Source organism: Frankia gtarii, assembly GCF_025403375.1.
GTDB lineage: Bacteria > Actinomycetota > Actinomycetes > Frankiales > Frankiaceae > Frankia > Frankia gtarii.
In genome coordinates this window covers 1-14,062 of the sequence record NZ_JAMPTM010000176.1, presented here as the reverse complement: position 1 = coordinate 14,062, position 14,062 = coordinate 1, and the positions used below count along the sequence as shown (strand labels likewise).

12 protein-coding genes are annotated in these 14,062 nt (G+C 68.1%); 8 read left to right on the top strand and 4 right to left on the bottom strand.

Features of this window, described 5'->3' with window-relative positions; translation table 11 throughout:
* Positions 1-929 (bottom strand): serine/threonine-protein kinase (locus NBZ83_RS21915; protein ID WP_261575705.1); only part of this gene is annotated, 929 nt, incomplete at its 3' end.
* A gap of 1,289 nt (positions 930-2,218) precedes the next feature.
* Here NBZ83_RS21915 and NBZ83_RS21910 point away from each other — a divergent pair.
* Positions 2,219-2,632: a PIN domain-containing protein gene (locus NBZ83_RS21910; RefSeq protein WP_261570397.1), complete on the top strand. Its 414-nt coding sequence runs from the start codon at positions 2,219-2,221 to the stop codon at positions 2,630-2,632.
* 454 nt (positions 2,633-3,086) lie between these two features.
* The gene (locus NBZ83_RS21905; protein ID WP_261570396.1) at positions 3,087-3,434 is read left to right on the top strand and encodes a MerR family transcriptional regulator; all 348 of its coding nucleotides are present in this window, start codon (positions 3,087-3,089) and stop codon (positions 3,432-3,434) included.
* A 44-nt stretch (positions 3,435-3,478) separates the two neighbouring features.
* Here NBZ83_RS21905 and NBZ83_RS21900 read toward each other — a convergent pair whose 3' ends face one another.
* The 3 genes from NBZ83_RS21900 to NBZ83_RS21890 all read right to left on the bottom strand — a co-directional run bounded on the left by NBZ83_RS21900 (position 3,479) and on the right by NBZ83_RS21890 (position 5,576).
* Entirely contained in the window at positions 3,479-4,066 is a 588-nt protein-coding gene (locus NBZ83_RS21900) for a class I SAM-dependent methyltransferase (RefSeq protein ID WP_261570395.1), read from the bottom strand.
* Positions 4,067-4,156: 90 nt separating this feature from the next.
* On the bottom strand, positions 4,157-4,708 hold the full coding sequence (locus NBZ83_RS21895) for a TetR/AcrR family transcriptional regulator (RefSeq protein ID WP_261570394.1): 552 nt from the start codon (positions 4,706-4,708) through the stop codon (positions 4,157-4,159).
* Positions 4,709-5,138: 430 nt separating this feature from the next.
* A complete protein-coding gene (locus NBZ83_RS21890; RefSeq protein WP_261558657.1) occupies positions 5,139-5,576 on the bottom strand; it encodes a hypothetical protein in 438 nt (145 codons plus the stop codon).
* Between the two features lie 741 nt (positions 5,577-6,317).
* Between NBZ83_RS21890 and nifV the strand changes: the two genes are divergently transcribed.
* From nifV to NBZ83_RS21860, 6 genes are all read left to right on the top strand, one after another.
* Positions 6,318-7,535: a homocitrate synthase gene (nifV, locus tag NBZ83_RS21885; RefSeq protein WP_261570393.1), complete on the top strand. Its 1,218-nt coding sequence runs from the start codon at positions 6,318-6,320 to the stop codon at positions 7,533-7,535.
* Positions 7,536-7,714: 179 nt separating this feature from the next.
* Entirely contained in the window at positions 7,715-8,578 is an 864-nt protein-coding gene (gene nifH / locus NBZ83_RS21880) for a nitrogenase iron protein (RefSeq protein WP_261562471.1), read from the top strand.
* 51 nt (positions 8,579-8,629) lie between these two features.
* Positions 8,630-10,090 (top strand): nitrogenase molybdenum-iron protein alpha chain, encoded by a 1,461-nt coding sequence (gene nifD, locus NBZ83_RS21875; RefSeq protein WP_261570392.1) that lies wholly within the window; start codon positions 8,630-8,632, stop codon positions 10,088-10,090.
* A 226-nt stretch (positions 10,091-10,316) separates the two neighbouring features.
* A complete protein-coding gene (nifK, locus tag NBZ83_RS21870; RefSeq protein ID WP_261570390.1) occupies positions 10,317-11,879 on the top strand; it encodes a nitrogenase molybdenum-iron protein subunit beta in 1,563 nt (520 codons plus the stop codon).
* Between the two features lie 251 nt (positions 11,880-12,130).
* Positions 12,131-13,501: a nitrogenase iron-molybdenum cofactor biosynthesis protein NifE gene (gene nifE, locus NBZ83_RS21865; RefSeq protein WP_261570389.1), complete on the top strand. Its 1,371-nt coding sequence runs from the start codon at positions 12,131-12,133 to the stop codon at positions 13,499-13,501.
* A partial coding sequence (locus NBZ83_RS21860) for a nitrogenase component 1 (protein WP_308203386.1) occupies positions 13,501-14,062 on the top strand: 562 nt, incomplete at its 3' end. The genes nifE and NBZ83_RS21860, both read left to right, overlap by 1 nt.

Here is a 14,062-nt window from a genome sequence, read left to right as displayed (position 1 = left end):
GGCGTGAGGGGCGGGGGCAGGCCGACCACCGTCGTGGTGTCCCAGCCGCGGCGAGCCTCGACGGCTCCGGCCTCGACGGTATCGGCCTTCGCCTCACCCAGCAGGTCAGCCAGCAGTTGCTTCGCGGTCGGGCGTCGGTCCGGGTCCTTGTGGAGTGCACGGGCGACGATCGGCGTGAGGTCTGCCGGCAGTCCGGACAGGTCTGGTTCGTCATAGACGACCCGGCTGGCCAGTTCACCGAAGTCGCCGTCGCCGAACGGCGTGCGTCCGGTCGCCGCGTACACGACCACCCCGCCCCAGGCGAAAATGTCTGCGGGATACGAGACCTCTATACGGGCCCCGAAAAGCGCCCGCTGGGCCTGCTCGGGAGCCATGTAGGCGGGAGTCAGCCACTGCGGGACGCCCGGCTCGGCGTTGTCGTCGAGGTTCTGGCTGGCCAGGGCCGAGGCTACCCCGAAGTCGATGACCCGAGGTCCGTGTAACGCCAGCAGGACGTTCGCCGGCTTGAGGTCTCGGTGTACCACCCCCGCGTTGTGAATGGCGCGCAGCGCCGTCGCGACGCCAATCGCGAACCGCTTTGTGTCGTTGCCCGACAGTAACTCGCCCTCGATGATCTGACGGCGCAGGTCCGGGCCGTCGACGTATTCCGTCGCGAGGAAGGGCGTCGGCCCCATATCGGCGTCAAGGACGGCGGCGGTGCAGAACGGCTGGACCTGCCGTGCGTTATCGATCTCTCGGTGGAATCTTGCTCGAAAACCCTCGACATCGACATACTCGGGCCGGATTACCTTTACCGCGACCGGTCTACCCTCGTTGGAGATGGCAAGGTAGACCGTTCCCATGCCGCCTTCACCCAGTAGCCTGCGCACGTCGTAGTTGCCTATCCGGCGCGGGTCCTGCGACCGCAGTGGTTGACCGGGCGACGGCACCCCCGGATACGTCCCCGTCATCCTCGTGGCCCATCCGTCTGCGACCTGCCCGCTGGGGTCCCGCGCGGGCAGGACCGGTGCGCATCGATCGGCTTCGCGTGGACTGCCTGCCCCGGGATGCTCGCGATGTGTCCCGGGACACGATGGTTCCATACCGTGAACCTGTCAGCGCACGTCACATTCGTCCCCCGATTGGACGTGACCGACTCCTTGGGCCGGTCTGCTCCGGGATGCCCCGGCGGCATGAGGGATCATACTGCAGCAAAACGATCCCACAGGTCCCATTGGCTTACCGTCGATATAGGCCGCCCTGGCCACCATTTACGCGCCAAACCTGGATCCGATCCTAGCTCGGATCTTTCGCGTGGCTGGCGGGTGGGCCCGGCGATGCTTGCCCGCCACTTCTGGTGCCGAGTTGTGTTTTTTGGTTACCAGGCGTTGACCCGTTGCGGTGCGGGGTGGGGTGCCGGTCCACAACCGTGGGCGGTACGGATCGTCCCGGCGGTCGGCTGACGCCCGCCTCCGCTCTGGGATTGCGCCCGAGCAGTCGACGCATCGCCCGGATCGGGCATCGACGCGGTGGCGCCACAAAGCCCGTCTCCGCCGTCCCGTCGAGGCATTGAACGTCAGCCCTGATGGTCTGGACCGGCAAGGAGTTGAGATCCCTAGCTTGTTGTTCGGTGTTTCATGCATCATGTAGACGGGAGACGAGGGTCATGGTTCGGACCTATCGGTTTGGGGGGCCGGGTACGGCACAGCCAGCGGGCGCAGCAACCCGTGTGATTGCCTGTGTCGCCGCATCCGCCAGCGTGTTATGGCCGGTCGGAGTGATCGTACTGGCGCCACCGGGTGCCGGAATAGTATTTGTGTTTTTCGGCGGACCACTCCTGATCCTCACCGGTCCGGCAGCGCTGTGTTCGGTGGCAGCGGTGGTACTCCTTCGCCGTGACGGTGTCGCGAGCGGGACGATGCTCGCGGTTGGCACCCCGTCCTTCATACTCGTGACAATGATCGTCGTAGCGGTGGCGGGTCGGTGGTCGGTGTCGACCAGCGCCTGGTGCACCACGGTGACGTTCCCCCTCGTCGGATCGATGTTCTGGGAGCGTCGTCGGGAGCGAAACGCTGGAAACGGGTGACGTCCGGTTCGGAAACAGCTTTCCGGGTTGTCATCCGTCAGGCTGGCAGGCAACCGACCACGGGCCGATCGGCGACGAGGAGATCCAGGCCAGGCGGGACATCCTGCTGCAGGCTCGCCACCACCAGCAGCGTCCCGCCGATCCGCCCGCGGCGTGACCCGTCCGGTCGCGGTGCCGGGCGGCACCCTGGTCCTGGACAGGGAAGGGCTCACCAAGGCGGTGCGGCGGGACCGTGACGTCACCGGCTGGCTGGCGCTCGCCCGCGCCGACGACATGCGGGTGATCACCAGTGCGGTGACCCTCGTCGAGGTGGTCCACCCACGGATCAGGCGCACTGCCCTCGAGTGGACGCTGTCCCGGCTCGTCGTCGAACCCGTCACCGAGCTCCTGGCCCGCCGGGCCGCCGCGCTGCTGGGCGAGACCGGTCTGCACGGTCACCGCTGCGCGATCGACGCGATGGTCTGCGCGACCGCGCTGGCCGCCCCCGCCCCGGCCACCGTGCTTACGTCGGATCCCGACGATCTCATGGCGTTGTGCGGCGGGCGGGTCACCATCGTCAAGATCTGACGGCCCATGACTACCTGTCTTCTCAGCGCCGAAAAATCTGTTCCCGCTGCAGTAGACATCGGGCGCTCCCCTGGGTAGAGTACGTGTCGTACACAAGAGAGCCCATGGTCGAGGCAGACAGGAACTGCCCCGAGCGGGACGGCAGCCAAGACGGGCTGTCGAGCATGAGTACGACCAGGCAAGATCGGTAACACCCCATCAGGCAACGCACGAGAAGAGAGGAGCAGACGCCATCAGGATCGCCGGGGCGAGGTCCTAGCTCGCTCGGCTACCGCAGGCCCCAGATTGGAAGGTGGTCCCCGGTCACGCATATGCGATCCCCGCGCACCCGCCCTCTGGGGGCGGCTCCGCGGAATCAGAGTCCCGGCCCAACCGGCCGGTAGATGGTGTTGAACCCTCGGGACCCTGGTGCCTTCTGGCACCAGGGTCCCTCGATGCGTGCTCGAGAGGCGCGATGACCCCTGGGACCATCCGCAAACCGTCCGACAGCCTTGACGACGACGACTACCCCGCCTACACCATGGGCCGCGCAGCCGACATGCTCGGCACCACCCCCGCGTTCCTGCGGGCCCTCGGCGAAGCCGGCCTGATCACGCCCCTGCGTTCAGACGGCGGCCACCGCCGCTACTCCCGCCACCAACTCCGCCTCGCCGGTCGTGTCCGCGAACTCGTCGACGAGGGCACCGCGATCGAAGCCGCCTGCCGCATCGTCCTGCTCGAGGACCAGCTCGCCGAAGCGCGAGGGATCAACGAACAGCTCCGCGAAAAGGCCACCGGGCCGTTACCCACCGAACCTCCCTGACCTCCCTGACCTCCCTGACGAGCAGGCCGGCAGGGAGGAGCCGGTCAGCGCGGGGGTCGGTCGGCGGCGACGACTGCCAGATCGCGGTGCTGCCAGGTGATCGTGGTGTCGAATCCGGCCTGCTGGAGCCAGTCGAGCTGGTCGGGCAACCGGCTCGGTTTGTCGTGGATGCCGTCGACGGGGGTGACGGCATCCACGGGGTCGTCGGGCACGACCACATCCGCGAGCACGAATCGGCCGCCCGGCGGCAGGACGGCGGCGATCCGGCCGAACAGCTCGACCTTGCCCGGCTCGTCCAGGTGATGCACGGCCAGCGCCGAGAACACCAGGTCGAACGGGCCGGCCGGGAGCGGCTCCTCGAGCCTGCCGACGCGCAGGTCCGCGGGTGGCAGGCGGGGGCGGGCGGCTTCGAGCATCGCCGGACTCTCGTCGATCGCGACGAGGGCGGCATCCGGATGGACGTCGAGCACACGCCCGCTGGTCTCGCCCGTGCCCACCCCGAGATCGAGCATGCGCGTCACCCGCCGGCCCGCCGTGGCCGCCGCCACCTCGTCCTGCAGCCGTTCGTAATGCGGCACCTCGGCGACCACCATGGCTCGATAGGTCCGAGGGTCGAAATGAAACTGCGCCATCCATCTCTTCTACGGCACTCGGCGCGGCGAGACAGCCGGATTCCCATCCCGAGGTGAGGACGAGAACAGCGGCCGGCCGCGGTGACCGGCTCAGTCCCCGGCGCCGGGCTGGAGGATGCGCAGGGCGGTGCGGAGGATCTCGGCGCGGTCGGCGGGGTCGAGGGTGCCGTGGTTGAGGGCGATCGCGGCCATCGTGGCGTGTTTGATCGCGGCGAAGGCGGCGTGCGCGCGCAGGATGGCTGCGCGGTCGGGATCGGGGCCGGCCAGCGCGACGATCACCTGCTGAATCATCCCCTCGAAGGCGAGAGGCAGGCGCTTGTCGATGGCGGCCAGCACGCTCGGTTCCCGGTCGATCAGCGCGGCCAGCTCGCGGGAGTCCGCGGCGAGGTCGATGAACGCGCCGAGCAGCTCCGGGGGGGCGGGCGGCCCGGTTTTGAGACACTCGATGATCCGGCGGTAGGCCGCCAGGGGCTCGGCGACCAGGCCGTCGAGGATCGCCGCTTTGGACGGGAAATGGTAGTACAGCGCGGCCGTCGTGGTGCCCAGCTCGCGGGCGATGTCAGCGTTGGTCGTGCCGCTGTAGCCATGACGGGCGAACAGCTCACGAGCGATCGTGAGGATCCGCTCCCTGGTCTGGCTCACGGTTCCGAGATTACTTGCTCATCGATCAGTAAGTGAATGCGTCGAAGGGAAACCGCTGATCGGTGGCCCGGGCGGGCCGAGCAGGAGAGATCTCCCCCTCCGGAGGAGCCCCGTGGATCGGGCCGGAGCGGAATAGGGGATCACCGAACGTATCGCATTGGCATCAGGGGAGTGCCAGATCGACACGTTCGGTGATCAATGCGGGCGGTGTCTGGTCCGAGGTGTGATCGCGGGCCGGGCGGCCATGGTCAGACGGTGACCCAGGCTTTCTCTCGCAGCGGCGTCCCAGGCCGTCACTGCGAGAGAAAGCCCGTGGTAGCCGGTCCTCATGCCCGCAACGGTGGCCGCGCTCCCGGTGGACCGAGTCGAACGGGCAGGCGGTGCCTCGGCGATCGGCGAGTATCGCTGAGGGGTGCCGCCTACCGTTCGTTTACGGCAGTGGACGCATGCAGTCCCGGCATCGGTCGTTCAGGATCGACAGGAGCTCGACCGCCTTCAGTGAGGCGTCACGCACCTTGGCGAGGTCCTGCGACGAGTTCAGCCGGACCAGCGCGGTCTCGGCTCCGTCCGAGGCGCCCTCGCGGACCGCTTCCACGATCTCGGCCGCGGGGGTGCCGTACTGGAAGAGCAGGATCTCCTTGTCCTGGTATGCCGGCAGCTCCATGGGTAGGTGACCGAGCCCGATACCCGCGAGGTTGCGACTGAGGATCTGTCGCACGTTCGTCCCGAGCCGGCCGTAGCCACCGATCTCCCGCAGCAAGCCCATGGTGGTCCTGAAGACTCCGTTGTTCCCCACCACGGCTGACCGCAGATCCTCCCAGGTCCCGGGGGCGTCGGTCGGCACACCGATCATCTGCGCCTCCGACATCTCTACCATCCCGGCTGGCAACCGAAGTACCCCGCGTATACGTGAACCGACACGCCCAGCTCCTTCCGCTTCCCCAGGGAAAGCACTGCGTGCTGCCGGGCCGGCCTCGCCCGGCTTCGCCCGGCGCAATTTTGTTATCCATAAGATATCCGACCCGCTCGGTGAGGTCCAACGCAGGAAGAAGTTCAAGGGTTTCGATAACGTTAACCCTCGCTGCACAGGCCGATGGTGACGCCATCGGGACGTGCCAATTAGTGCGTACTCCGCACCGCCGTCGCGGCCCCCGGTCGACCGCCTCAGATTCCTATCCGTGACATTTGTGCTACGGAAAGAAATCGTCTGGGCGGTTCGGTCGGATAACGTGGCGTATGCACGGTCGGACGCATCGGCCGGTGCTCCTTTTCGTCCGGGACGGGCGCCGCCCTCGGTGAGGTGCGCGACTACGTGGGCCCCCGGCCACCCTGGGCGGCCCACCCCCGCCACGTGAGCTGGGCCACCGCAGCCCGCAGGAAGCCCCCTAAAGAAAACCCCAAGGATAAATTTTTCCTTCGAGATATCCTTCGAGATATCTCAACAGAAAAGCTTGCACTCATCCGGGGAGAATACCTGTTAACCCGGAAGTTACCGGCGCTTGCAGCCTCGAAATAATCGCCTCCTAGTCTGATTCATGTCGCCGCCGAACAAACACAGAACCACAGTTCGCGGCGCAGCCCATGGTCTTCAGTCCCGGAGCAACGGCTGGTGATGACAGTGCGAGACCCCCGTTTTCCCAGCTCATCTGCCACGGCGATACAGCCGGACGCGGCGATCAAATTCTGCGACACCACGCTCCGCGACGGCGAGCAGGCGCCTGGCGTCGCATTCACCGCGGCCGAGAAACTCGCCATCGCCGCTGCCCTGGACGCCATCGGGGTGCACCAGATCGAAGCCGGAATCCCGGCGATGGGTGTCACCGAGCGGGACGTGCTGCGGGAGATCCTCGCAACCGATCCGCAGGCGGAGATCGTGGGCTGGTGCCGGGCCGACCGCCGCGACGTCGAGGCCGCGGCAAGCTGCGGCCTTGTCACCGCGCACCTGACCATCCCCGTCTCCGACTTGCACCTGAAGAGCAAGTTGGGGCGGGATCGGGCCTGGGCGCGGCAGCGGGTCCGCGAGTGTGTCGCGGATGCGACGGATCGTGGGATGCGGGTGAGCGTCGGTTTCGAGGACGCCTCCCGCGCCGACGACGCGTTCGTCACGGACCTGGCGAGCGAACTGCGGGAACTGGGCGTCACCAGGCTGCGCTGGGCCGACACCGTCGGCCTGCTCGACCCGGTGAGCGCGCACGATCGGCTGGGGCGACTGGTCAGGGCGGTCCCGGGGCCGTGGGAGATCCACGCCCACGACGACTTCGGCCTGGCGACGGCCAACACCATCGCCGCCGTCCAGGCGGGGTTCACCTGGGTCAGCACCACCGTGCTGGGCCTCGGCGAACGCGCCGGGAACGCCCCGATCGAAGAGGTCGCGATGGCGCTTCGGCACCTGCTGAAGCTGCCCGTCGACCTGGACACGACAGCGTTCCGCAGCCTCGCGCGGCTGGTGTCGCGGGCTGCACGCCGGCCGCTGCCGGCAGGCAAGGCGGTGGTCGGTGAGTCGGTGTTCGCGCACGAGTCGGGCATTCACGTGCACGGCATCCTGCGCCACCCGGCGACGTACGAGCCGTTCGATCCCGCCGAGGTCGGCGGGCGCCGGCGGCTGGCGATCGGCAAGCACAGCGGGCGGGCCTCGGTCCGTTACGCGCTGGCCAAGTACGGCATCGACGCCGAGGACAGCGAGATCGAACCCCTGCTGGAGCGGGTCCGCGCCGCCGCCACCCAGCACAAGCGCGGCCTTCACAGCCGCGACTTCCAGGAGCTTCTCGGGCGGGTAGAGATGCCGACCCCCCGAGTGGAGGCCCCCCAGCGCGAAGAGCAGGTCTGACCGATCTGCCCCGCGCCACGGGGTTGTACGACCAGCACCACGGTAGTGCCGACGTCCCGGTCCAATCCGACCGGCGGCACGTCCGGCAGCCCGCGGGCCGACCGGCCCGGCCAGCCCGATCGGTATGGCCGAGCCCCGGTGACCGCGCGCCGGGCAACCGTCCCAAGGAGGAGCACCGCATGCGCCAGATCGCCTTCTACGGCAAGGGTGGTATTGGCAAGTCCACCACCCAGCAGAACACCATGGCGGCCATGGCCGAGATGGGCCAGCGGGTCATGATCGTCGGCTGCGACCCGAAGGCTGACTCGACCCGCCTGATCCTGCACGCGAAGGCGCAGACCTCCGTCATCCAGCTCGCGGCCGAGAAGGGTTCGGTCGAGGACCTGGAGCTCGACGAGGTGCTCGTCGAGGGCCAGTGGGGCATCAAGTGCGTCGAGTCCGGTGGCCCGGAGCCGGGCGTGGGCTGTGCCGGCCGTGGCGTCATCACCTCCATCACCTACCTGGAGGAGGCGGGCGCGTACGAGAACCTCGACTTCGTCACCTACGACGTCCTCGGTGACGTTGTGTGCGGCGGGTTCGCGATGCCGATCCGCCAGGGCAAGGCGCAGGAGATCTACATCGTCACCTCCGGCGAGATGATGGCGATGTACGCGGCGAACAACATCGCCCGCGGCATCCTGAAGTACGCGCACTCCGGCGGCGTCCGGCTCGGTGGGCTCATCTGCAACAGCCGTAACACCGACCGCGAGGACGAGCTGATCATGGAGCTCGCCCGCCGTCTCAACACCCAGATGATCCACTTCATCCCGCGTAACAACGTTGTGCAGCACGCCGAGCTGCGCCGGATGACGGTCATCGAGTACGACCCCACCAACAGCCAGGCCGACCAGTACCGCGAGCTGGCCAACAAGATCGTCAACAACGAGATGAAGACGATCCCGACGCCGATCACCATGGACGAGCTCGAGGAGCTCCTCATCGACTTCGGGATCATGGCGCAGGAGGACGAGACCGTGATCGGCAAGGCCGCCGCCGTCGCCTAACACGTCGCCCGACCACCTGTTCCACTCACCGTCGAGGATGAGGTCCCGATCATGACCACGACGCCGGCACCGACCCGGGCCGAGACCGAGGCGATGATCGCCGAGGTCCTGGGTCAGTACCCCACCAAGGCCGCCAAGTTCCGGACCAAGCACATCAAGGCCAACGACCCCGAGGGGTCGAAGGAGTGCGAGGTCAAGTCCAACATCAAGTCCCGCCCCGGGGTCATGACGATCCGCGGCTGCGCCTACGCCGGATCCAAGGGCGTGGTGTGGGGACCGGTGAAGGACCTCGTCACCATCAGCCACGGGCCCGTCGGCTGTGGTCAGTACTCCTGGGCCACCCGTCGCAACTACGCCCACGGCCACCTTGGCGTGAACAACTTCACCGCGATGCAGATCACGACGGACTTCCAGGAGAAGGACATCGTCTTCGGCGGCGATACCAAGCTGGAGACGGTCCTCGACGAGATCGTCGAGCTGTTCCCCCTGGCCAAGGGCGTCTCGATCCAGTCCGAGTGCCCGATCGGTCTGATCGGCGACGACATCGAGGCCGTCGCCAAGAAGTCCGCGAAGAAGCATGACATTCCGGTCATCCCGGTCCGTTGTGAGGGCTTCCGCGGCGTGAGCCAGTCGCTGGGCCACCACATCGCGAACGACGCTGTCCGCGACCACGTGCTCGGCACCGGCGGCGGGACCTTCGAGCAGACCGACTACGACGTCGCGCTGATCGGTGACTACAACATCGGCGGTGACGCCTGGGCCTCGCGGCGGATCCTCGAGGAGATGGGCCTGCGGGTCATCGCCCAGTGGTCCGGCGACGGCACGCTCAACGAGATGAAGTCGACGCACCTGTCGAAGCTCAACCTGATCCACTGCTACCGCTCGATGAACTACATCTGCACCACCATGGAGGAGCGCTTCGGCACTCCGTGGACCGAGTTCAACTTCTTCGGCCCGTCGAAGATCATCTCCTCCATGCGCAAGATCGCCGAGTTCTTCGACGACGAGATCAAGGCGAAGACCGAGGCCGCGATCGCCCGGTACCAGGTGCGCTTCGACGAGATCACCAAGTCGTTCCGGCCGCGGCTCGAGGGCAAGCGGGTCATGCTCGCCATCGGCGGCCTGCGCCCCCGGCACACCATCGGCGCGTACGAGGACCTCGGCATGGAAGTCGTCGGCACCGGCTACGAGTTCGCCCACAAGGACGACTACACCCGGACCTACAGCATGCTCAAGGAAGGCACCCTCCTCTACGACGACCCGAACTCGTTCGAGCTCGAGGAGTTCGCCAAGCACCTCAAGCCGGACCTGATGGGTGCGGGCGTCAAGGAGAAGTACGTCTTCCACAAGATGGGCATCCCCTTCCGGCAGATGCACTCCTGGGACTACTCCGGGCCCTACCACGGCGTCGACGGCTTCGCCGTCTTCGCCCGGGACATGGACATCGCCATCAACAGCCCGGCCTGGGACCTCCTCGAGGCGCCCTGGTCGAAGGCCGGCGAGGTCGTCTGATCCGCCGCCCCCGCGGCACCCGGGCGCCAGGCGCCCAGCAGTAGATGCCCACTGGCAGTAGACGGCCACTGGCAGTAGCTGACCAGTAGTCCATTCAGGTCTGGCCGAACGCAGCCGCCAGCGACCCGGCGACCCCGTGACCGGAGAAGCGGTCGCTGGCGGCTGCCGCGGCAGGCCTCGAGCCCCACCTGGGGACAAGCCCCACAGGGGAGAGGAGGGACGTCCGGTGACGACGACCCCCGAGCACACCAGCGCGGTCCCACTGCGGGTCCTTGACCACAACGACATCTTCCGCGATGAGGTCTACCAGAAGCAGTTCGAGGGCAAGCGCGAGTTCGAGGACGCGGCCCCCAAGGAAGAGGTCCAGCGGGTCCTCGACTGGACCCGCGGGTGGGAGTACCGGGAGAAGAACTTCGCCCGGGAGGGCCTGACCGTCAACCCGGCCAAGGCCTGCCAGCCGCTCGGCGCGGTGCTCGCCGCGCTCGGGTTCGAGGGCACCATGCCGTTGGTGCACGGGTCGCAGGGCTGCGTGGCGTACTTCCGCAGCCACTTCGCCCGGCACTTCAAGGAGCCGGTGCCCGCCGCCTCCACCTCGATGACCGAGGACGCCGCCGTGTTCGGCGGAATCAACAACCTCGTCGAGGCGATGGAGAACATCACCGCCCTCTACAAGCCGAAGCACATCGCGGTCAGCACCACGTGCATGGCCGAGGTCATCGGTGAGGACCTGTTCGCCTACATCGGTGCGGCGCGCGAGCAGGAGGCGATCACCCAGGACTTCCCGGTGTCGTACGCCCACACCCCGTCCTTCGTGGGCTCGCACATCACCGGCTACGACGTGATGCTCAAGGGCATCATCGAGATGCTGTCGAAGTCCCCCGACGCGGACGCGTCGAAGGTGGAGAAGTCCGACAAGGTCCGGCTGAACGTCATCCCCGGGTTCGACACCTACGTCGGCAACCACCGCGAGTACCGACGCATCCTCGAGCTGATGGGGGTCGACCCGCTGATCCTGGGCGACCACTCCAGCTCGCTGGACTCCCCGGCGGACGGTGAGTACTTCCTCTACCCCGGCGGCACCCCGCTGGCGGAGGGGGCGCTGGCGAAGTTCAGCCGCGCGAGCCTGGTGCTGCAGGAGAGCACGCTGCGCAGGACGGTCGAGTACATCCAGAAGGACTGGAAGCAGGACACGATCGTGCTGGAGACCCCGCTCGGGGTCAAGGGCACGGACGCCTTCCTGACGGCGGTCGCCAAGGTCGCCGACGTCGAGGTCCCGGCGGAGCTGACCGCCGAGCGCGGCCGCCTGGTCGACGCGATCACCGACTCGCATGCCTACGTGCACGGCAAGCGGGTGGCCATCGCCGGCGACCCGGACCTCGTCATCGCGCTGACCCGGTTCGTGCTCGAGCTCGGGATGATCCCGGTGCACATCGTGAGCACGAACTCCGACCCCACGTTCAAGGCCCGCATGGAGAAGGTGCTCTCCGCCAGCAAGTTCGGCGCGGAGGCGACCGTGTGGCCGGAGAAGGACCTCTGGCACCTGCGGTCGCTGGTCTTCACCGAGCCGGTCGACGTGCTCATCGGCAGCATGCAGCTCAAGTACATCTCCCGCGAGGCGAACGTGCCGCTGGTCCGGGTCGGGTTCCCGATCTTCGACCGGCACCACCTGCACCGGTTCCCGATCGTCGGCTACACGGGTGGTCTGCACCTGCTCACCCAGCTCGTCAACACGATCCTCGACGAGATGGACCGCAACGCCCCCGACCACAGCTTCGACGCGGTCCGCTGACGCGTCGTCCGCTGTAGCCGAGTCGCCGCCGGTGGGACTTTCACCACCGGCGACGAACCGGGCCAGACGTGGTCGGTCGGCCGCGCCCACCGCGCTCCCTGCGGCCGGCCGACCACTCCCACGGGTCGAGACAGGCAGGAGCACCTGCGCCTTCTCCCCCCGCTCACGGGTGGGTCGGTCGACTCCCTCCCGGGTTGATCGACCCCCTTGTCCAGCCTCTCCCGAGGACCGCCCCCTCCCGAGGATGGCCCATGGCTGCTACCGAACGTGCCGCCCTGTTCACCGAGGCGGCCTGTGACCACAACAACGCCAAGAGCGCCAAGGCTCGCAAGGCGGGCTGCCCCAAGCCCAAGCCCGGCGGAACCTCCGGCGGCTGCACCTTCGACGGGGCGATGATCACCCTCGTCCCGATCGCCGACAGTGCCCACATCGTCCACGGCCCGATCGCCTGCGCCGGCAACTCCTGGGACGGCCGGGGCAGCCTGTCGTCCGGGCCGACACTGTTCCGCCACGGCTTCACCACCGACATGACCGAGAACGACGTGGTGCTCGGGGGCGAGCAGCGCCTGTTCGACACGATCTGCGAGGTCGTCGAGCGCTACGCGCCGCCCGCGGTCTTCGTCTACTCCACCTGCGTCACCGCGATGATCGGCGACGATCTCGAGGCGGTCTGCGTGGCCGCCGCGGAGCAGACCGGGGTACCGGTGATCCCGGTCGAGGCCCCGGGTTTCGCCGGAAACAAGAACCTCGGCAACAAGATCGCCGGCCAGGCCCTGCTGGACCATGTGATCGGCACGGTCGAACCGGACGACGTCACCGACTTCGACGTCAACCTCATCGGCGAGTTCAACATCGCCGGCGAGCTGTGGGACGTGGTGCCGCTGCTGACCCGGCTGGGGATCCGGCTGCGGGCCTGCATCAGTGGGGACGCCCGCTACCGCGACATCGCCGCGGCGCACCGGGCGAAGGCGACCATGGTCGTCTGCTCCCGCGCGCTGCTGGGCCTTGCCCGCGGCCTGGAGGAACGCTACGGCATCCCGTGGTTCGAAGGCAGCTTCTACGGCGTCAGCGCGATGGGCGACTCGCTGCGCGGTTTCGCCCGCCTGCTCGGTGACGACGATCTCTCCCGCCGCACGGAGGAGCTCATCGCCGTCGAGGAGGCGGCCGTCGAGACCGCGCTCGCGCCCTACCGCGCCCGGCTCACCGGCCGCAGGGCCGTGCTCTACACCGGTGGCGTCAAGAGCTGGTCGATCGTCTCCGCGCTGCAGGACCTCGGCATCGAGGTCGTCGGCAGCGGCATCACCAAGAGCTCCGACGGTGACGTCGACAAGATCCGTGAGCTGCTCGGCGACGCCAAGATGATCTCCGAGGGCAGCCCGCGGGAACTGCTGCGGGTGGCGGAGGAGACCGGCGCCGACATCCTCGTCGCCGGCGGTCGCAACCAGTACACCGCGATCAAGGGCCGGCTGCCGTTCCTCGACATCAACCAGGAGCGGCACATCCCCTACGCGGGCTACACCGGCATGGTCGAGTTCGCCCGCCGCCTCGACATGGCGATCGGGAGCCCGGTGTGGGAACAGGTCCGCCGGCCCGCCCCCTGGGACCTGGTCGGGGCCCACTGATGGCCAAGATCGTCATCCCGGAGCGGCGCGCCGCGATCGACCCGCTCAAGTACAGCCAGCCGCTCGGCGGCGCGCTCGTCTTCCTCGGCCTGGCCGACTCACTGCCGATCATGCACGGGTCGCAGGGATGCGCGTCGTTCGCCAAGGCCCTGCTGACCCGGCACTTCAACGAGCCGATTCCGCTGCAGACCACGGCGATCAGCGAGGTGACCGCGGTCCTCGGCAGCGGCGAGGCCATGGTGGCCACCCTCGACGCCATCCGCAAGAAGCAGCGTCCGGCCATCATCGGCATGCTCACCACGGGTGTCACCGAGGTCTCCGGGGAGGACGTAGGCGGCCAGCTGCGCACCTACCTGGCCACCTGGGCCGACGCCGACGCGGACACCGCGCCGCTGATCATCGGCGTGTCCACCCCGGACTTTCTCGGCGGGCTGTCCGACGGCTGGTCGGCCGCGCTCGAGGCGCTGATCCGGGCGGTGGTGCCCGCACCGCTGACGGCCGAGGCCCACCCGGATGCGCCGACCGCGCTCATCGCGGCCTCCGCCCCGCCTGCCGCCACCC

What these genes read in the sequence shown, in the direction of transcription:
- NBZ83_RS21905 (WP_261570396.1), top strand. Translation starts at nt 3,087, where the DNA reads ATGACCCCTGGGACCATCCGCAAACCGTCCGACAGCCTTGACGACGAC.
- NBZ83_RS21900 (WP_261570395.1), bottom strand. Translation starts at nt 4,066, where the DNA reads ATGGCGCAGTTTCATTTCGACCCTCGGACCTATCGAGCCATGGTGGTC.
- NBZ83_RS21890 (WP_261558657.1), bottom strand. Translation starts at nt 5,576, where the DNA reads ATGTCGGAGGCGCAGATGATCGGTGTGCCGACCGACGCCCCCGGGACC.
- nifH (WP_261562471.1), top strand. Translation starts at nt 7,715, where the DNA reads ATGCGCCAGATCGCCTTCTACGGCAAGGGTGGTATTGGCAAGTCCACC.
- nifD (WP_261570392.1), top strand. Translation starts at nt 8,630, where the DNA reads ATGACCACGACGCCGGCACCGACCCGGGCCGAGACCGAGGCGATGATC.
- nifE (WP_261570389.1), top strand. Translation starts at nt 12,131, where the DNA reads ATGGCTGCTACCGAACGTGCCGCCCTGTTCACCGAGGCGGCCTGTGAC.